Raw genomic sequence first — 16973 nt, forward strand, 5'->3', positions numbered from 1 at the left:
ATGATACAGTTAATCTACGACGGAACTTATGAAGGCTGGCTTACAGCTGTATTTGAAATTTATGAATATAAATTTGAAGATGTTGTTTTTGCCAAAAATGAAGCCTCTGCAGCTTTGCTTTTTTCAACACATCATAATGTAATGACAGATGTAGAAAAAGCAAATAGGGTTTTAATGGGATTAAAAAAACGTCTTTCGGCAGGAGGATTCTCAGATTTCTATAAAGCATTTTTTTCTGATATGGATGACATCGAACAAATCATGTTTCAATTTGCTAAATATGCTTTGGCAAGTTCAAAAAACATTGAAGAAGATTTTAGCAACAGCGCAGTTTGGGATCTTAGAAAAGCAACAAGAATGACCAGAAGAGAAGCACATCGAATGGAAGCTTTTGTGCGATTTAAACTCACAAAAGATAAATTGTATTATGCGATTGTTGAGCCGGATTGTAATGTTTTGCCCATTATAGAAAACCATTTTAAAAAACGCTATGCTGACCAGCGTTGGTTAATTTATGATTCAAAACGTAAATATGGTATTTATTATGATCTTCAAAAGGTTTCAACAATAGAACTGCAATTTAATGCTGAATCTAATTCTTCTAAATTTTTAGCCGAAATATGCGATGAACAAGAAGAGTTTTATCAGAATCTTTGGCGTTGTTTCTTTAAAAGTGTAAATATTGAATCCAGAAAAAATATGAAACTTCATATGCAGCATATGCCAAAACGATATTGGAAGAATTTGACAGAGAAAATTCCGGATTTAAAAAACAGAAAATAATTATTTTGCGTTTAGATGTATTAATTTTTCACATTACATTTCATTAATTGTATGAAAAGTTGTATTTTTGTCAGGGTTACAAATCTAAGGTTCATTTGTTGCAAGCTAAAAACAAACTGGAATATTTAGAAAACACATTAAACAATAAAAAGAATTCGATCATCCTACTATAAATTAAAAAAGAGACTTATTTTTAAGTCTCTTTTTTTGTTTATCTGTTTTGGTAATCTATAATAGTTTTTATAAACAAAACAAGTTCATTTAGTTTGTTGTCATTATTTCATTGCAACCAAAATGATACAAACAATACAAATGCCTGTTAAATGATATAAACCGCTTATGGCAGCATAATGAAGTGGGTTTGGCATATTGGGATTAATGGCAATATTAAGTGTATTTGCAACTAAATATCCTATCCCAATAACTAACGCAAATTCTATAGCTCCTTGATAAGTATCAATTCCTAAAGTATAAATTAAGATAGCGCTGGCAATGGTAATTATCAATGAACAAATGGCTGGGCCAATGATGAAAATGGGTGCCGGTTTTGATGGCAAATCATTTTCTTTCCCCAAAGATATGGCATATTGTTTTTTAAATAATAATGTAAACCATAGTGCGCCTACAAAGAAATAAGCAAAAAATGCGACGATAATACTAATCCAGTTTAAATTTGCTAATTGACCAATCATAATACTTTTGTTTTTAAGGTTTTTAAGATGACACTTGTCATTCTATAGTACAAATGTAAAATGGGCTAATGACAGCAGTATGTCAGGAGTAAAAAAAAAGAAGCTATACAGCCTCTTTATAATATGTTTAATTTCTGATCTTAACTTAATTCCAGATTCCGTTCATTTCCGTCAAAATGATAGGTTTGCCATTTGTAACCACAATTGTATGTTCATGTTGTGCCATATGTCCGCCTTTATTGCCCACCATAGTCCAGCCATCCTTAAGTTCTACAGCAAGAGATGATGAGGTCGAGATAAAAGTTTCAATCGCTACAACAGAGTCTTTTTTAAAACGTCTTTGATCAAATCGGTTTTTATAGTTTAATAATTCATCAGGTTGTTCATGCAAGCTTCTGCCAATACCATGTCCACCTAAATTTTTTATCACTTTGTAACCTCTTTTTTCAGCTTCTGTTTCTATAAGATATCCTATCTCAGAAATTTTTACACCACCTTTTATATTCTCTATTGCTTTTTGTAAAATATCTTTTGATGCATTTACGAGTTTCTGATGTCCGTTTTTATCCTCGCCAATAACAAATGAACCTCCGTTATCAGACCAAAAACCATCCAGTTCTGCCGAAACATCAATGTTTATTAAATCACCTTCTTCAAGTATTCTCTTATCAGACGGAATACCGTGACAAAACTCATTGTTTACGCTAATGCATGTCCATCCCGGAAAACCGTAAGTAAGATATGGAGCTGATTTTGCGCCTAAATCATTCAGGATTTTTCCGCCATAATCATCTAATTCCTTTGTCGTCATACCAGGTTTGGCAAAATTTCTCATTTCTTTGAGCGTGTAAGCAACAGCTTCACTTGCTTTTTTCATTCCTATTAATTCTGACTCTTGTTTTATCGACATGATTTTATTTTTTTCTGATGAGGTATTTGCTTTTCTACTTTATAAAGCTGCAAATGAATTATTAAATGCAAAATTAATTATTTTCTACCAGTTCAATATCCATAGTTTTAATTAATCCGTCGTCAAAAGTGTAAATATGTTTTACAATTCCGTCAAACATCAAATTACCTTGCAGATCTTTTACGTTTTGATGCACCTTGACTTCCAGGCTTCCATTTTCTCTTTCGGTAAAACCAACAGGTTCAACTTTTGGATTTATTTCTGTCCATTGCCTTGTCCAGTATTCCTTAATTTCATTATGACCGCTTATGTAACCGCCTTCCCAGGCTTTCGACCATTGCACGTCTTTTTGCATTGTCGATAATGCATTGTCAATATTTCTTTCGTTAAAAGCATTGTAAGCTTTCTTGATAGTATCTTCGAATTGATTTGTCATTATAAGTCTTTTTAAAGAGATTTAATTGAAGGATCTTTTTGTTTCGCTAATATAAAACTAATTCATTAAACAATTTATTTAAAGAGCCTTTGCAAAAACTCAAACCGAATTTTCTTAAATACTTTTTTATTCAATAAAAGTATTTTTAATAAATTTGAAATATGAATATAGACCTTAAAAATAGTAATATCAGAACAGCGACGAATGCTGATTTGCCTGTTCTGGAAAAATTTTTGCAGATTCTTGTTGAAGCTGAGCGTCCGTTTGATCCAACATTAAAAGAGGGCGAAATATTTTATTATGATATAAAAGAACTTATAACAGATCCTGCAACAGAAATTATGGTTGTTGAATATGATAATGAAATTATTGGAAGCGGCTACGCGCAAATTCGACCTGGAAAACCGTTTGAAAAGCATGAATCATTTGGATATCTGGGTTTTATGTTCGTAAGTCCGGAATTTAGAGGAAAAGGAATTAACGGTTTATTACTTAACGCTCTCCAAAAATGGATTTTATCTCACGGAATTACAGAGGTAAGGCTTCAGGTATATGATGAAAATGAAGCAGCAGTAAAAGCATATGAAAAAGCAGGTTTCAAAAAACTATTTACTACAATGCGCTGCGACATTAGCTAAAAGCAATAAAAAGGCCCTTAAATTTTTTAAGGGCTTTTTCAGTTTTACGACAAAAATTATTTTGAATCAAACCCAAACCAGTTTTGTGTTTTATCAATCATTTCCTGTCCGTATTGTTTGCGAATAGTATCATAAACCCATTGCAGTTTTTTTTCTTGCAAAGATTCCTTCATCTTATTTTCGGTCTCTATCATTGCCAGGTGTATAGCACAATAGTTGCCTTTTTGCCACGGAAGATTTTTTTTGTCTAATAATACACAATTATCTCTGATGTCATTGCATTCAAAAAAGGAGATTTCTCCTTCTACAGCAAGAACAATATCCAGAAAAGAAATCCCGACCGCAGATCTGGCGAGTTTATAACCGCCTTTTACACCTATATTCGAGCGAACTATTCCGGCTTTCTTTAATTTTGTAAAAGCCTTGGCAAGATAAGTTTCTGAGATATTTTGAAAATTTGCCAAATCGCGTACCGTAATCGTACTGTCTTCCGGGATATCGATCAAATAAACCAGAGAATGTATCGCATATTCGACATTTTTTCCTAAAGTTGGCATATAACAGGTTTTATAAAAATTATCATTTAAATATTAAACAGCATTTTGAGCCACATTAGGAACCTCAGGATAAGAATCTTCAAGTGCCGTTAGAACATCATCTGCAGGATAAATAAGTTTTGTAGTAACTTCCATCTTTATATTTTTACCTTCAATGCCGCTCGAAACCAGTTTACGTTCCCAGCCTGAAGTTAACATGCCGTCTTGCTGACCTAAATCTACACAAGTTACATAATCAGTATAACGGTAAGGTTTTAGAGGCTGACCAAATAAACTGTTAACAGCATTATGACCCGCCCATTTGCCAAGAAACATCGAAAACTGACAAGCCATAAGCGAACTGTTGCCTTGATCATCTACCGGAATATTAGCAACATCACCGGCTGCAATTACGTTTGTATATTCTTTTAATTGCAAATATTCATTTACATGTAAACGCCCCAGTTTGTCTTTCTCTCCCTTAAAAAAACTACAAAGAGAGCTTGCAACCAATCCAATAGTTGAGATAACGGTTTGCGCAGCTATAAAATGACCATCGCTTAATGTGGCTCCGTTATTTTTTACTGCCGCCAGAGAAACTCCGCTAACTACAGTTATATCCTTAGAGTTTAAAGTTTCTATAACATAATCCTGCGCTTCAGGAGCATAATAATTTCCTACTTTGCCTGACTTTTCTATAAGTACTACTTTAAAATCAATTGCTTTCTTTGCGTAATCAGCTAATATTTTATTCGCTTTTTCTTTAATTACCGTAGCAACTTCAAGCCCTGTTAATCCACTTCCGGCAATTACAAAAGTGGTAGCACCTTCGCCTTCAAAGTTTTTATGTGCTAATTGTATAAGGTGATTTTCTAATTTTTGAGCGCCGTAAAAAGTATCTACATTAAACGTGTTTTCGATTCCCGGAATATTTATAGCCTTCAAAACGCTTCCCGAAGACAGAATAAGATAATCATAACTTAAAATTCTTGAACCGCTTTCGGTTGCTACCGTTACCATTTTTTGGTCTGGATCAATGATTTCTGCTTTGCCAATAATAAGTTTAATGTTCAGTTGTTTAAAATATTTGTTTAATTCAACTCTTAAACCTTCAAGCGAAACCTCATACAATCTTGGTCGAATGGTTAAGTATTCATCCATATTTACCAGCGTTACTTCAAGTTCATCTTCTTTTTTTAGTTCACGGCTTTGGCGAATAGCACTTAAGGCACTCCAGAAACCGGCGAAACCGCCTCCAATAATCAATAGTTTTTTCATTTTCTTTATAGATAATTACGATAATATTTGTCGCAAATTAAAGCATAATATATTTATTATATAAGATTATTCTTTCTTTATTTTTGAAAGTAAATCTATATTTATAGCTAAATACTTATAAATTAGAATACTATTAAAGAATTAAAAAATCGTCTTTATCTAAGAAGTTTTTATTTAGTGCCGATATTATGGATTATTCAGAAGTATATTATGAAATTAAAAAGGAATAAAAACGAAAAAACACCACTTAAAGGTGGTGTTTTTGGTTTATGATTAGACCAGAATTGAATCTGTCTTTCGATAAATATTTTTGAAGTTTTATTTTTGTTGCAATAATTTTTCTAAATATTCAATTTTATCTTTTTCAGCTTGCAACAAACGTTCGTAAAGTTTTTTATTTTCTTCAACAGATTCCATTAATTTATCTAATGGATTAAAAGTACAATGATTTGCATTGTTAACTAAACCATTGGCAGTGCTATTATCATTAAAAGTATTAAAATAGCTAATCATACTTTCTTCAGAGAAATTTTTAATTGCTTCTACAGTTACGCCAAGTGCTTTTGCTACTTCTTCAAGTCTTTCTTCTTCTATGGTTTCACTGTTTTCTATGGCAGATACAGCTTGTTGAGATGTTCCTAAAGCTTGTGCCAAAGCTTCTTGCTTCATGTCTTTCAGTTCACGAATACGGCTAATTTTTCGCCCTATATGATTTTGTTTTGTTACTGTGCTCATAGTTCAAAGATATTCAAAATTCTTTAAAATTTTCTGGTTTGGTAAAACACATTCTGTATCTGTAAAATACATTTTTATAAATGTTTATATTTATTGTGTGCTAAACAAAAGTACAATTTTTCGGACATGAAATTATTTCAAAAACTAAAATTATCAGGATAGTATTGTATAAAAGGGAAAGTGTTTACAATAAACTAATTTAAATTTTAAAGTTTCTCCTCTTCTAAACCATCAACAGCAGAAATCTGATCTAGTATATTGGTTTGATTAGGCGAAATATAGTTTTTTACTTCGCTTGGAGTTTCCTTCTTAAAAAGAATATCTAATGCATTATACAGTTTTAATAAAACATCTCTGTCTTCTTTTTGGATATCTAAAGCAGTATTAAAATTAAAAACATAGTTATTCGAATTTCGTACTTCTACTTTTATCGTTTTTGATGTGATTTTAAATTTGACTATATCCATATTTATAAGGTGTTAACTTTTTTGCTTTTTTGAATATGATACTTATTAGATGCTTTAATAAGTATTAAAGATATTTAATTATTTAGAGTTACAACTTAATTATTTAAAGTTCTTAACTGTAATTTTTTAGACAATGAGTAATTATTCTCAATAAAAAACCCCTAATCAATTGATGATTAGGGGTTTGTTTTTTGTAGCGAGGACGGGAGTTGAACCCGTGACCTCAGGGTTATGAATCCTGCGCTCTAACCAACTGAGCTACCTCGCCAAGATTGCAAGTGAACCGTGTTCCTCATTGCGGGTGCAAAGATAGAAATATTATCAAAGCTTCCAAGAATAAAATGAAGAAAAAAAAATATTTTTAAAAATGCATTGTTTTTGGACATATATTCTTATATTTCCAAAAAAATTAAAAGTAGCACATGGATTCAAAAATACGTTACGAAATCGAGTTTCCCATAAATTCTTCGCCGCAATTATTATATCAATATATATCGACACCATCAGGTTTGTCAGAATGGTTTGCAGACAATGTAAATTCAAGAGGTGAATTTTTTACTTTTATCTGGAATGACTCTCAGGAAAAAGCACGTTTAGCTTCTAAAAAAACCGGAGAAAAGGTAAAGTTTAAATGGGTTGATGAAAGTAGTAAGGATACAGAATATTTTTTCGAACTGCATATCTTAGTCGATGAATTGACAAAAGATGTGTCGTTAATGGTAGTTGACTTCGCAGAAAAAGAAGAAGTAGGAGAGGCTAAACAATTGTGGGAGAATCAGATCTCAGACCTGAAACATCTTATAGGATCTGTTTAGTAAAATTCTATTTTATACCTTATATTTGCCCTGAACAAAATTCAGGGTTTTTTTATGATCAATTTTAACGGAAACATAGCAGCGCAAGACGATAATGTATTAACTCATAATCGTGCTTTTTTGTACGGAGACGGAGTTTTTGAAACGCTAAAAATAGTCAATAATAAAATCTTGTTTCTTGAGGATCATTATTTTAGGTTAATGGCTTCGATGCGCGTCGTTAGAATGGAAATTCCCATGAACTTTACAATGGAATTCTTTGAAGAGCAGGTTTTAAAACTAGTGGATCAAAAAGGTATTTCAGGATCAGCAAGAGCCCGAATCACTGTTTTTAGAAACGACGGAGGTTTGTATTTGCCAAAAACCAATGAAGTATCTTATTTAATTCATGCAACCGCACTTGAGAGTACAGCTTATGCTATAAATACAAATGAATATGAAGTCGATTTGTATAAAGACTTCTATGTAACCAAACAGTTATTATCGTCGATTAAAACGACTAATAAAATGATAAATGTTACCGGTAGTATTTTTGCTCACGAAAATGGTCTTGCCAATTGTATTTTAGTAAATGATACTAAAAATGTTGTAGAAGCATTACAGGGTAATTTATTTATGGTTGTGGGTAAAAAAATGATTACTCCACCAATTTCTGAAGGTTGCCTGAATGGTATTATGCGTAAACAAATATTAGCTTTAGCTAAAAAAGTTGAAGGCATAGAAGTACTTGAAGAAATAATTTCGCCATTTGATTTACAAAAAGCTGACGAATTATTTCTGACAAATGTAATCACGGGGATACAACCGATAACTAAGTATCGAAAAAAGGAGTTTAAAAGCGATCTGGCTCATTTATTAGTGCAAAAACTAAATGAATCCATTTCTGAAAATTAATTCAGATATGGATTTTCAGGTGCATTCGACCATATAACATAATCTCCGCCGAGCTCAATAATTTGCTCTTTCCAAAAATGGGTGGTCGATTTTCCGATAATTTTGTTCTTATAACTATTATCAGTAATGATCCAGGAGTTTCCCTGCATTTCATTCTCAAGCTGATTTTCGTCCCAACCGGTATAACCTAAGAAAAAACGAATATTGTTTTTACCAATAGATCCGTCGTTTATTAAGTCTTTAGTCGATTCAAAATCCCCTCCCCAATAAATCCCGTTCGAAATCTCAACACTATTTGGTATCAACTCTGGTATATTGTGAATAAAATAAAGGTTGTCCTGTTCAACAGGGCCTCCGTTATATATTTTGAAACTGGCTTCAATTTCAGGTATCAGGTCATTAATAGTATACTTTAAAGGCTTATTAATGATGAAACCTATTGATCCTTCTTTGTTATGGTCTGCTAATAAAATTACCGATCTATTAAAAGATAAATCTCCAATTATAGAAGGCTCGGCAATAAGCAGGTGTCCTTTTTTTAATTTTTCTGAAATCATACGGCTACAATTTTTATTAAATTTAATCATAAAATTTTTAAAAACCCAAATAAAATCGATAAACCGCACAAAAAAACCCTCCATGAGGAGGGTTTTAATTATATTATAAGTTTAGAGAACTTTCTTACTTAGTTCACTGCACCTTCTAATTCAGCTCCAGCTTTGAATTTCACTACATTTTTAGCAGCGATTTGGATAGTTTTACCAGTTTGTGGGTTTCTACCGTCTCTAGCAGCTCTAGCAGATACTGACCAAGATCCAAAACCTACTAATGAAACTCTACCACCTTTTTTCAAAGTAGCTCCTACGTTTCCTAAAAATGACTCTAAAGCTAATTTTGCCGCAGCTTTTGTAATTCCTGCATCAGCAGCGATAGCATCGATTAATTCTGATTTGTTCATAATAATTAGTTATTAATTGTTGGTTAAAAAAAATTGTTAATACACAAATTTAGTAGGAAATCCGTTCCTTGCAAGTGTTTTCTTTATTTTTAGCAAAAATTGTTAATAACTTGCTTTTTTTGTTCATAACGCAAGAGCATAATCAGTCAAAAAGAAGTACAAACCCCTGTTTTACTGAGCTTAATAGACCTTTGCGCTATCAGAAAAAGTTATCCCATTTAGTAATTCTGCTACCTGCATTCTCTTTTTTCCGGGTAACTGTAAACTTATTAGCTGGATGAAGCCATTTTTGACCGCAATTTTAATTTCTTTTTTGCTGCTAATCAAACTTCCAGCCTCATAAGAATGTGTTTCTGTGATTAATTTTGCTTCGTATATTTTGATGCTTAATTCTTCATTCTTGTCTTTTAGAAAACACCACGAGGCAGGATAAGGACTTAAACCTCTAATTAAATTATTTATTTCGTTTCCTGATTTTGTCCAGTCGATCTTACAATTTTCTTTGTTTAGTTTATAAGCCGTCTTAATTTCGGCATCATCTTCCTGAATAGTTGTTGTTACATTTCCGGTTTCAATAACTTTCAAAGTTTCAATTACAGTCTCGCTTCCTAATAGCATTAATCGGTCGTGCAATTGTCCCGCGTTTTCTTCCGGTTCTATAGCAATTTCCGAATTTAAGATCATCGCCCCGGTATCTATTTTGTCATCAATAAAAAATGTAGTTACTCCGGTTTTTATTTCTCCATTAATAATAGCCCAGTTAATAGGTGCAGCGCCACGATAATTTGGTAAAAGTGAAGCGTGAAGATTAAAAGTTCCTAAGCTTGGCATTTCCCAAACTAATTTAGGTAACATTCTAAAGGCAACAACTATTTGTAAATTGGCATTTAGGGCTTTTAGTTCGGCAAGAAAACCTTCATCTTTTAAATTTGTTGGTTGTAATAAAGTAAGATTGTTTGCCAGCGCATATTCTTTTACTGCCGAATATTTTATTTTTTGCCCGCGTCCAGCCGGTTTATCTGCAGCTGTAATAACGCCAACAACATCATAATTGTTTTTAATAATGGTGTCCAGAATGCCAACGGCAAATTCCGGGGTTCCCATAAATATAATTCTCAATTTTTCCATTATAGTTTTAAAGTGTATTTATTATTTGCCTGAATGGTGATATAATTGTTTTCAAGTAATTCCTGAAGTGCCAAAATTACATCATTCGTGTCTAGTTTTATTTGGGTCTGAATTTCTCTCGAAGTCAAAGCAGCTGTTTTTAATACCTGCAAAATTTTATCTGCAATTGAATCTGCTTCGGTTATTTTGCCTTTTTGTGTAATACAATACGAGCAAACGCCACAATTTTGGGTTGTCTCTTCTCCAAAATAATCTAAAATCAATCTGTTTTTGCACGTTTTTCTGTCCTTTATATAATATAGTACAGATGAAAGCTGCTCTTTTTTAAGCTGATTCTGCTTTTCGAGATATTTTGCAACCCGGTTTATAGTAAGATCATCTTCGCGAACTTCATTAAATAATATAGTGGCATCATTATTTTTTGATTTATAATCGATGATTTCTTTTTCTTTTAGTTTTTCTAAAACAGCAGAAACCTGTTCTTCGGTATGATTGGATTTTTTTGCAATTAGCGAAATATTAAAAGGAGTTTTCATTTCGTAAATTCCGGGATAGGTTCTTAGAATCGCCAGAATAACTTCTTCGTCATTAGAGTTCAGGCTCATATATCTGATTACTTCTTTTGATTCTATTAAAAACTGCATGGTAATTTTTTCTGAAAATTCCTGAGACATTGTAATGATTCCCTGCTGATTCAAAAACTGTAAAGCGTTATAAGTTTTTAGGGTAGGGAAGTCGTACTTCTGGCAAAAATGATTTAGTTTAAACGAAAAAGAATCATCTAAACCTTCTCCGTAAGCAATCTGAAAATAATTGCAAAGTTTTACATACATGGTATTCAGAAACTTTTTATCCGGTAAAATACTTAAAAATTGTTGCTCAGACTGCATGCTGTCTGATGAATTGGTCAATACAACAGAAAATGCTTTCTCACCATTTCGACCTGCTCTTCCGGATTCCTGATAATAGTTTTCTATGTTTTCAGGAAGCTGGGTATGAATAACTGTTTTTACATTGTCTTTATCGATTCCCATTCCAAACGCATTTGTGGCTACAATAACCTGCGCTTGTTCAGACATCCATAATTGCATGTTTTTGTCTTTTTCTTTAGCCGAAAGTCCTCCATGATAATAGGTCGCTTTGAATCCTAAAGATTGTAATTGAGTCGACATATTCAGGCACGATTTTCTATTTCGTACATATATAATAGAAGGCTGTGGATTTTTTTTTAAAATTTGTTCTGTGCGGTAGAACTTGTCTTCGACTTCAAAAACCATGTAAGCAATATTTTTTCTTTCAAAAGATTGCTGAAAAAGTACAGGATCTTTCAGTCCTAATTCTGTTTTGATATCTTCAATAACTCTTGGAGTTGCCGTTGCTGTCAGGGCTAAAAACGGAATCTTGACAAAGTATTTTTTAAGTTCTGAAATCTTTAGATATGCCGGACGAAAATCATGTCCCCATTGCGAAACACAATGCGCTTCATCAATTGCAATTAAATTTATAGGAAGATTTTTAATGCGTTCCAAAATCCAGTCTGACTGAAGTCGTTCCGGAGAAAGATATAAAAATTTGTAATTTCCGTATTGACAATTATCCAGCAAATCGATAATTTCTTCAGTATGAATTCCGCCCGTAAGCGCAATTGCTTTAATATCTCGCTTTTGTAAATTCGCCACCTGATCCTTCATCAAAGCAACCAAAGGCGAAACCACTAAACAAATACCTTCCTGCATCATTGCCGGAACCTGAAAACAAATCGATTTTCCGCCACCGGTTGGAAGCAAAGCAAAAGTATCTTTGCCGTCTAAAACCGAGTCAATAATCTCCATTTGCAACGGTCTGAAACTACTGTGTTTCCAGTATTTTAAAAGAATTTCCTGAGCTTCTGGCATTGGTCTTGTTTTAAAGTTAAAAAATTTAGAAATCAGTTTCTAGTTTTGCAACTTTAAAACAGGCCTAAATTTTATCTAAGATATAAAGAATTCTGTTGTCAACCGTATCTTTTGGTACTTCAATTAAGTCGTAGCCATATTTTTTATAGGTATCAACAAGGTGTTTCTGGATTGTCAGTGCCTGTTCAAAATTTTCGTAGCGCTCTGTGTCGCATTCATAAATTTCTTCCCAAGGCGGTAAAATAAAAGTTTTAGTGTATTTAAAATCTTCACACGCTTTTGTGAAATGTGCAGGATAATCATCGCCAATATAATCCATATAAGCTACAACATCTGGAATTCCGCGATCTATAAAAACTACATCATCCGGTTCTTCAAGAGCGTCTTCGTATTGTTTAATGCGTCCTTCAAGCAGCATTTCGCTAAACAATAAAGGCTGTTCCAGAAACAATTGATCAATACCTCGTTGCTGTGCTTCGAGAGTAACTTGTCTTGAAATTTCAGGATAACAACAGTAGCCACGAGCGACTAATTCGTTGATAAGAGTAGATTTTCCCGTTCCCGGGCCACCAATGAGAACTATGATTTGTTTTTGCACTTTCTTAAAATAAAGCGCAAATTTACCTAAACTTATTGTATTTAAAAAGATTATTTTGCGTTGAGCGAATGATTTCGCAATTTTGGGTAATATCGTTTCTGTTTTTCGCTAAAACTTTGGGGCTATACTGCTGTAACTGGACTAAAGTCCAGCTCTACAAAATAGATTGTTCCTCCAGAACTAAGAAAGTTGTAAAAAAAACAAAGCTTATAAAATCAATCGTTGCGCCAGAACTAAAAGAGTCGAAGACTCGATAAATATTGTAGGGCTGGACTTTAGTCCGGTTTAACGTTAGGATATGATTTTTTATTTAGGATAATTATAGAGCATATAACATGTAAATAAGATCATTGAAATGAAGAAAGTCAGAGATCCGTATAAAATCCCCCAACCTGCATGACTTAGGTTGATATTTATGTTTTTGGAGAAAAATTTAATTCCCAATCCAATTATTATTCCCACAAAGCAAATAATACAAGCAGGACTAAAATTATCAAAAAGTTTTAGTTTTACGATAATTAGATAATGAATTATAAGAGTGATTATAAAAGATATACTTTTCATTTTTTACTTAGGATTTTGTTTACTCGCAAAATAAATATTTTCCATTACCCGCACTTTTCTTTTCCGAAGGAATAATAATATGCGATTCAAATCTTTTTCCTTTCAAAACATCATTTACAAAATCCAGAACATATTGCTGTCCCTGATGAAAAAGGTAACCAGAGAATTCATGTCCGCCGCCACAAAATGTGATCAGTTCAATATCTTTATGTAAATCATTCATATGATTGTAAACGGCATAGGATCCAAAAAGAATCAGCCAACCCGAAGCATTTGTTGGGCAGGAACGATGTGAACCCGCACTATACGGAACGGTATCGTCATTGTTTCCGTGTGACAATAACATTGGAATTGCTTTTTCTTTTGTAATTAGGTTTATATCCTGAATTGCACCAGATCCTCCAATAAAACCGGCATATTTAAAGTCTTTTGGTAAATTGTTTTTATAAAGATTCATGAGTTTATAATCCCAAAAAGAAGCATGAAAACCAATTTCGGCACCGGCACTAATTCCTGAAATAAATATTTTTGAAGTATCGAGATTGTATGTATTGGCATTTTCGATTAAATAAGAAGTTGCCTGCCACATATCGCTTACACCAATTTGTATGGCTTTTATTTTCTCTGTTAAAGTTCCTTTACATCCAAAATCTTTTCCTTTCATATATAAACTATATGAAATGCTGGCTACTGCATAACCGTTTTGTGCCATAAATAATCCAAAACTTTTTTCGCTTGCACGATCTCCACCGGAAAAACCTCCTCCAAAAGCAAAAATAATCAGCGGAACTTTTTCGTTAGTTTTCTTTTTTGGTAAATACAAATCCAGATCCAGTTTTAGTGTATCATTCTGGAAATAAGTCATCGTTTTGATTTCCTGAGCCTGAATATTGTGAAAAGTGAGAAAGGTTAAAAGTAAGATGATAATTTTTTTCATTATAGTGTTGTTTGATCTTGCAATCCCGATAGATATTGGGAACAAAGTTTCTCAAATATAAAAGTTCGCTACGAATTACACGAATTTTTATGAGTTTTTAATTTAAAAAGTAACGTAAGATAAATAAAATACATGCTTTTAAGGAGTCAATATGATTACTGTAAATAAGTGAAATTCGTGGCAAAGAATCAACTCTTTCTACAATGTAAAAAATCTAAAATCTAAAATCTGAAATCTGAAATCAAAAACGTATATTTGCCTTCTATTTTAATGTGCAAATGGAGAACGATAAAGAAAAAAACACCGCCGAATTTTACGAAAGATTAAAGGTAGAGTTAGATAACTCAAATACTTGGCCTGCAGAATATTTGTATAAATTTATTGTGCCAACGGTCGACGATAATGTCGAGCGAGTTGAAAAAGCTTTTGACAGTATGGGCGCGGTTATTAAAACAACAAAATCTAAAACGGGTAAATTTACCAGCGTTTCTGTAGATGTTACAATGCATAGTGCTGACCAGGTTATTAGCAAATACAAAGAAGTTTCTACTATAGAAGGTATAGTTTCATTATAAATTATGGTCGAAAAATATAAAAAAGAAGTCGCGAATGATGTTGTCTTTAACTTAGAATACAATTCTGAAAGACAGCGTTTACTTATTCCGGAATATGGTCGTCATTTGCAAAAACTGATCGATCAGGCAACTATTATTGAAGATGATGAAACGCGCAATAAAGCGGCGAAATATATCATTCAGGTTATGGGAAGTCTGAATCCGCATTTGCGTGATGTGCCGGATTTTCAACATAAATTATGGGATCAGCTTTTTATTATGTCTGATTTTAAATTAAATGTAGAATCACCATATCCAATTCCGTCAAGAGATGTATTGCAGTTAAAACCGGATGTTTTGCAATATCCGCAAAACTTCCCAAAATACAGATTTTATGGTAACAACATCAAATACATGATTGATGTTGCCAATAAATGGGAAGAAGGCGAAATGAAAAATGCATTGGTATTGGTAATTGCCAATCACATGAAAAAGTCATACTTGAGCTGGAACAAAGACACCGTAAAAGATGATGTGATTTTTGAACATTTATTTGAATTATCAGGAGGAAAAATCAATTTATTACAAAGCACAGAAGAGCTTTTGAATACAACTGATTTATTGCGTACCAACAAACGTATGTCGAATAAAATTACGCCACCGGGACAACCAAAAATCCAAAGCAACAAAAACAACAAAGGTCCGGGGAAACCAAAACCTTTTCAGAAAAATAATCAAAAGTAAATAAAGAAAGGAGCTAAGATGCTAAGGAACTAAGATATTAGCTTAGAACCTCAGAATCTCAGAACCTCAGAACCTAAAAGAGATCTATGGGAATTTTTAAAATCGAAGGAGGAATTCCTTTAAAAGGAGAAATCACTCCGCAAGGAGCAAAAAATGAGGCATTACAAATTTTATGTGCCGTGCTTCTAACGGGGGATAAAGTAAAAATTAATAATATTCCCGATATTATTGACATCAACAAATTAATCACATTGTTGGGTAATTTAGGCGTTAAAATTCAACGAAATGAACCGGGTTCGATTACGTTTCAGGCTGATGAAGTTAATGTTGGATATTTAGAAACCGAAGCTTTCAAAAAAGAAGGCGGAGCACTTCGTGGTTCTATTATGATTGTTGGGCCGCTTTTGGCACGTTTCGGAAAAGGATATATTCCTAAACCGGGAGGAGATAAAATTGGCCGTCGTAGATTAGACACACACTTTGAAGGTTTTATTAACCTTGGAGCAAAATTCAGATACAACAGAGAAGATCACTTTTACGGAGTAGAAACTCCTGCCGAAGGACTGAAAGGAACAGATATGCTGCTTGATGAAGCATCTGTAACCGGAACAGCAAATATTGTTATGGCTGCTGTTTTGGCAAAAGGACAAACAACAGTTTACAACGCAGCTTGCGAGCCTTACTTGCAACAATTGTGTAAAATGTTGAACTCTATGGGAGCAAAAATCACAGGAGTTGGATCTAACTTATTGACTATTGAAGGTGTTGAAAGCCTTGGTGGTTGTGAGCACACAATTTTACCGGATATGATCGAAATTGGTTCCTGGATTGGTCTTGCGGCTATGACAAAAAGCGAAATCACGATCAAAAATGTAAGCTGGGAAAACTTAGGTTTGATCCCAAATACTTTTAGAAAATTAGGAATCACAATAGAAAAACAAGGTGATGATATTTATATTCCTGCTCACACAGATGGATATGAAGTAAAAACAGATATCGATGGCTCTATTTTGACAATTGCAGATGCTCCATGGCCAGGTTTTACACCTGACTTATTAAGTATTGTTTTGGTTGTGGCAACACAAGCAAAAGGCGATGTTTTAATTCACCAGAAAATGTTCGAAAGCCGTTTGTTTTTCGTGGATAAATTAATCGATATGGGAGCAAAAATTATGTTATGCGATCCGCACAGAGCGGTTGTTATGGGACATAATTTTGAATCTCAACTAAAAGCAACAACAATGTCATCTCCTGATATTCGTGCCGGAATTTCATTATTGATTGCTGCGCTTTCAGCAAAAGGAACAAGCACAATTCAAAATATCGAACAAATCGACCGTGGATACGAGCGTATCGACGAGCGTTTGAGAGCTATTGGAGCAAAAATCGTGAGAGCGTAAAAAAAATAGTC

20 protein-coding genes and 1 tRNA gene are annotated in these 16973 nt (G+C 33.2%); 7 read left to right on the top strand and 14 right to left on the bottom strand.

Features of this window, described 5'->3' with window-relative positions:
- Complete coding sequence (locus BXU01_RS16660) at nt 1-783, top strand: TIGR03915 family putative DNA repair protein (protein WP_083694223.1); 783 nt, start codon at nt 1-3, stop codon at nt 781-783.
- A gap of 275 nt (nt 784-1058) precedes the next feature.
- On the opposite strand, the gene BXU01_RS16665 is transcribed toward BXU01_RS16660, so the two are convergent.
- The 3 genes from BXU01_RS16665 to BXU01_RS16675 form a co-directional block, all read right to left on the bottom strand.
- Nucleotides 1059-1475: a DUF1761 domain-containing protein gene (locus tag BXU01_RS16665; RefSeq protein ID WP_083694224.1), complete on the bottom strand. Its 417-nt coding sequence runs from the start codon at nt 1473-1475 to the stop codon at nt 1059-1061.
- A gap of 145 nt (nt 1476-1620) precedes the next feature.
- A complete protein-coding gene (map, locus tag BXU01_RS16670; RefSeq protein WP_083694225.1) occupies nt 1621-2385 on the bottom strand; it encodes a type I methionyl aminopeptidase in 765 nt (254 codons plus the stop codon).
- Between the two features lie 73 nt (nt 2386-2458).
- Complete coding sequence (locus BXU01_RS16675; protein ID WP_083694226.1) at nt 2459-2821, bottom strand: nuclear transport factor 2 family protein; 363 nt, start codon at nt 2819-2821, stop codon at nt 2459-2461.
- Nucleotides 2822-2982: 161 nt separating this feature from the next.
- Here BXU01_RS16675 and BXU01_RS16680 point away from each other — a divergent pair, with 161 nt between their 5' ends.
- Nucleotides 2983-3459: a GNAT family N-acetyltransferase gene (locus tag BXU01_RS16680; RefSeq protein ID WP_083694227.1), complete on the top strand. Its 477-nt coding sequence runs from the start codon at nt 2983-2985 to the stop codon at nt 3457-3459.
- Nucleotides 3460-3515: 56 nt separating this feature from the next.
- Here the strand turns inward: BXU01_RS16680 and BXU01_RS16685 are convergent, their stop codons facing one another.
- The 5 genes from BXU01_RS16685 to BXU01_RS16705 all read right to left on the bottom strand — a co-directional run bounded on the left by BXU01_RS16685 (nt 3516) and on the right by BXU01_RS16705 (nt 6743).
- Nucleotides 3516-4016 carry an Rrf2 family transcriptional regulator gene (locus BXU01_RS16685; RefSeq protein WP_083694228.1) on the bottom strand — a complete coding sequence of 167 codons (501 nt, stop codon included), beginning with the start codon at nt 4014-4016 and terminating at the stop codon, nt 3516-3518.
- A gap of 33 nt (nt 4017-4049) precedes the next feature.
- Nucleotides 4050-5273 carry an NAD(P)/FAD-dependent oxidoreductase gene (locus BXU01_RS16690; protein ID WP_083694229.1) on the bottom strand — a complete coding sequence of 408 codons (1224 nt, stop codon included), beginning with the start codon at nt 5271-5273 and terminating at the stop codon, nt 4050-4052.
- Between the two features lie 318 nt (nt 5274-5591).
- On the bottom strand, nt 5592-6008 hold the full coding sequence (locus tag BXU01_RS16695) for a helix-turn-helix domain-containing protein (protein ID WP_083694230.1): 417 nt from the start codon (nt 6006-6008) through the stop codon (nt 5592-5594).
- A gap of 206 nt (nt 6009-6214) precedes the next feature.
- Nucleotides 6215-6475: a hypothetical protein gene (locus BXU01_RS16700; RefSeq protein ID WP_055091915.1), complete on the bottom strand. Its 261-nt coding sequence runs from the start codon at nt 6473-6475 to the stop codon at nt 6215-6217.
- A 194-nt stretch (nt 6476-6669) separates the two neighbouring features.
- Nucleotides 6670-6743 (bottom strand) — tRNA-Met (locus BXU01_RS16705).
- A 154-nt stretch (nt 6744-6897) separates the two neighbouring features.
- Here BXU01_RS16705 and BXU01_RS16710 point away from each other — a divergent pair.
- Entirely contained in the window at nt 6898-7290 is a 393-nt protein-coding gene (locus BXU01_RS16710) for an START-like domain-containing protein (RefSeq protein ID WP_026727620.1), read from the top strand.
- Nucleotides 7291-7344: 54 nt separating this feature from the next.
- Nucleotides 7345-8184: an aminotransferase class IV gene (locus BXU01_RS16715; protein ID WP_083694231.1), complete on the top strand. Its 840-nt coding sequence runs from the start codon at nt 7345-7347 to the stop codon at nt 8182-8184.
- Here the strand turns inward: BXU01_RS16715 and BXU01_RS16720 are convergent.
- The 6 genes from BXU01_RS16720 to BXU01_RS16745 all read right to left on the bottom strand — a co-directional run bounded on the left by BXU01_RS16720 (nt 8181) and on the right by BXU01_RS16745 (nt 14264).
- Complete coding sequence (locus BXU01_RS16720) at nt 8181-8741, bottom strand: YqgE/AlgH family protein (protein WP_055091943.1); 561 nt, start codon at nt 8739-8741, stop codon at nt 8181-8183. The genes BXU01_RS16715 and BXU01_RS16720 overlap by 4 nt on opposite strands.
- A 128-nt stretch (nt 8742-8869) precedes the next feature.
- A complete protein-coding gene (locus BXU01_RS16725; RefSeq protein ID WP_017498096.1) occupies nt 8870-9142 on the bottom strand; it encodes an HU family DNA-binding protein in 273 nt (90 codons plus the stop codon).
- Nucleotides 9143-9322: 180 nt separating this feature from the next.
- A complete protein-coding gene (fmt, locus tag BXU01_RS16730) occupies nt 9323-10270 on the bottom strand; it encodes a methionyl-tRNA formyltransferase (RefSeq protein ID WP_083694232.1) in 948 nt (315 codons plus the stop codon).
- Nucleotides 10270-12165: an ATP-dependent DNA helicase RecQ gene (locus tag BXU01_RS16735; RefSeq protein WP_083694233.1), complete on the bottom strand. Its 1896-nt coding sequence runs from the start codon at nt 12163-12165 to the stop codon at nt 10270-10272. Before BXU01_RS16735 ends, fmt begins: the two co-directional genes overlap by 1 nt.
- Before the next feature lie 64 nt (nt 12166-12229).
- Nucleotides 12230-12763: an AAA family ATPase gene (locus tag BXU01_RS16740; protein ID WP_083694234.1), complete on the bottom strand. Its 534-nt coding sequence runs from the start codon at nt 12761-12763 to the stop codon at nt 12230-12232.
- Between the two features lie 583 nt (nt 12764-13346).
- Nucleotides 13347-14264, bottom strand: coding sequence for a S9 family peptidase (locus BXU01_RS16745; RefSeq protein WP_083694235.1), 918 nt, complete (start codon nt 14262-14264; stop codon nt 13347-13349).
- Between the two features lie 278 nt (nt 14265-14542).
- Here BXU01_RS16745 and BXU01_RS16750 point away from each other — a divergent pair, with 278 nt between their 5' ends.
- The 3 genes from BXU01_RS16750 to murA all read left to right on the top strand — a co-directional run bounded on the left by BXU01_RS16750 (nt 14543) and on the right by murA (nt 16962).
- Entirely contained in the window at nt 14543-14839 is a 297-nt protein-coding gene (locus BXU01_RS16750) for a DUF493 family protein (protein WP_055091902.1), read from the top strand.
- A gap of 3 nt (nt 14840-14842) precedes the next feature.
- Nucleotides 14843-15562, top strand: a complete 720-nt coding sequence (locus tag BXU01_RS16755; protein WP_083694236.1) for a DUF4290 domain-containing protein — start codon at nt 14843-14845, stop codon at nt 15560-15562.
- Nucleotides 15563-15648: 86 nt separating this feature from the next.
- Nucleotides 15649-16962 carry a UDP-N-acetylglucosamine 1-carboxyvinyltransferase gene (murA, locus tag BXU01_RS16760; protein WP_083694237.1) on the top strand — a complete coding sequence of 438 codons (1314 nt, stop codon included), beginning with the start codon at nt 15649-15651 and terminating at the stop codon, nt 16960-16962.
- The last annotated feature ends 11 nt before the right edge of the window (nt 16963-16973 follow it).

It is taken from the genome of [Flexibacter] sp. ATCC 35103 (assembly GCF_001975985.1).
Classification (GTDB): Bacteria; Bacteroidota; Bacteroidia; order Flavobacteriales; family Flavobacteriaceae; genus Flavobacterium.

What these genes read in the sequence shown, in the direction of transcription:
- BXU01_RS16675 (WP_083694226.1), bottom strand. Translation starts at nt 2,821, where the DNA reads ATGACAAATCAATTCGAAGATACTATCAAGAAAGCTTACAATGCTTTT.
- BXU01_RS16755 (WP_083694236.1), top strand. Translation starts at nt 14,843, where the DNA reads ATGGTCGAAAAATATAAAAAAGAAGTCGCGAATGATGTTGTCTTTAAC.
- BXU01_RS16690 (WP_083694229.1), bottom strand. Translation starts at nt 5,273, where the DNA reads ATGAAAAAACTATTGATTATTGGAGGCGGTTTCGCCGGTTTCTGGAGT.
- BXU01_RS16750 (WP_055091902.1), top strand. Translation starts at nt 14,543, where the DNA reads ATGGAGAACGATAAAGAAAAAAACACCGCCGAATTTTACGAAAGATTA.
- murA (WP_083694237.1), top strand. Translation starts at nt 15,649, where the DNA reads ATGGGAATTTTTAAAATCGAAGGAGGAATTCCTTTAAAAGGAGAAATC.
- BXU01_RS16745 (WP_083694235.1), bottom strand. Translation starts at nt 14,264, where the DNA reads ATGAAAAAAATTATCATCTTACTTTTAACCTTTCTCACTTTTCACAAT.
- BXU01_RS16695 (WP_083694230.1), bottom strand. Translation starts at nt 6,008, where the DNA reads ATGAGCACAGTAACAAAACAAAATCATATAGGGCGAAAAATTAGCCGT.
- BXU01_RS16710 (WP_026727620.1), top strand. Translation starts at nt 6,898, where the DNA reads ATGGATTCAAAAATACGTTACGAAATCGAGTTTCCCATAAATTCTTCG.
- BXU01_RS16685 (WP_083694228.1), bottom strand. Translation starts at nt 4,016, where the DNA reads ATGCCAACTTTAGGAAAAAATGTCGAATATGCGATACATTCTCTGGTT.
- BXU01_RS16725 (WP_017498096.1), bottom strand. Translation starts at nt 9,142, where the DNA reads ATGAACAAATCAGAATTAATCGATGCTATCGCTGCTGATGCAGGAATT.
- BXU01_RS16720 (WP_055091943.1), bottom strand. Translation starts at nt 8,741, where the DNA reads ATGATTTCAGAAAAATTAAAAAAAGGACACCTGCTTATTGCCGAGCCT.
- BXU01_RS16680 (WP_083694227.1), top strand. Translation starts at nt 2,983, where the DNA reads ATGAATATAGACCTTAAAAATAGTAATATCAGAACAGCGACGAATGCT.
- BXU01_RS16735 (WP_083694233.1), bottom strand. Translation starts at nt 12,165, where the DNA reads ATGCCAGAAGCTCAGGAAATTCTTTTAAAATACTGGAAACACAGTAGT.
- fmt (WP_083694232.1), bottom strand. Translation starts at nt 10,270, where the DNA reads ATGGAAAAATTGAGAATTATATTTATGGGAACCCCGGAATTTGCCGTT.
- BXU01_RS16700 (WP_055091915.1), bottom strand. Translation starts at nt 6,475, where the DNA reads ATGGATATAGTCAAATTTAAAATCACATCAAAAACGATAAAAGTAGAA.
- map (WP_083694225.1), bottom strand. Translation starts at nt 2,385, where the DNA reads ATGTCGATAAAACAAGAGTCAGAATTAATAGGAATGAAAAAAGCAAGT.
- BXU01_RS16665 (WP_083694224.1), bottom strand. Translation starts at nt 1,475, where the DNA reads ATGATTGGTCAATTAGCAAATTTAAACTGGATTAGTATTATCGTCGCA.
- BXU01_RS16715 (WP_083694231.1), top strand. Translation starts at nt 7,345, where the DNA reads ATGATCAATTTTAACGGAAACATAGCAGCGCAAGACGATAATGTATTA.
- BXU01_RS16660 (WP_083694223.1), top strand. Translation starts at nt 1, where the DNA reads ATGATACAGTTAATCTACGACGGAACTTATGAAGGCTGGCTTACAGCT.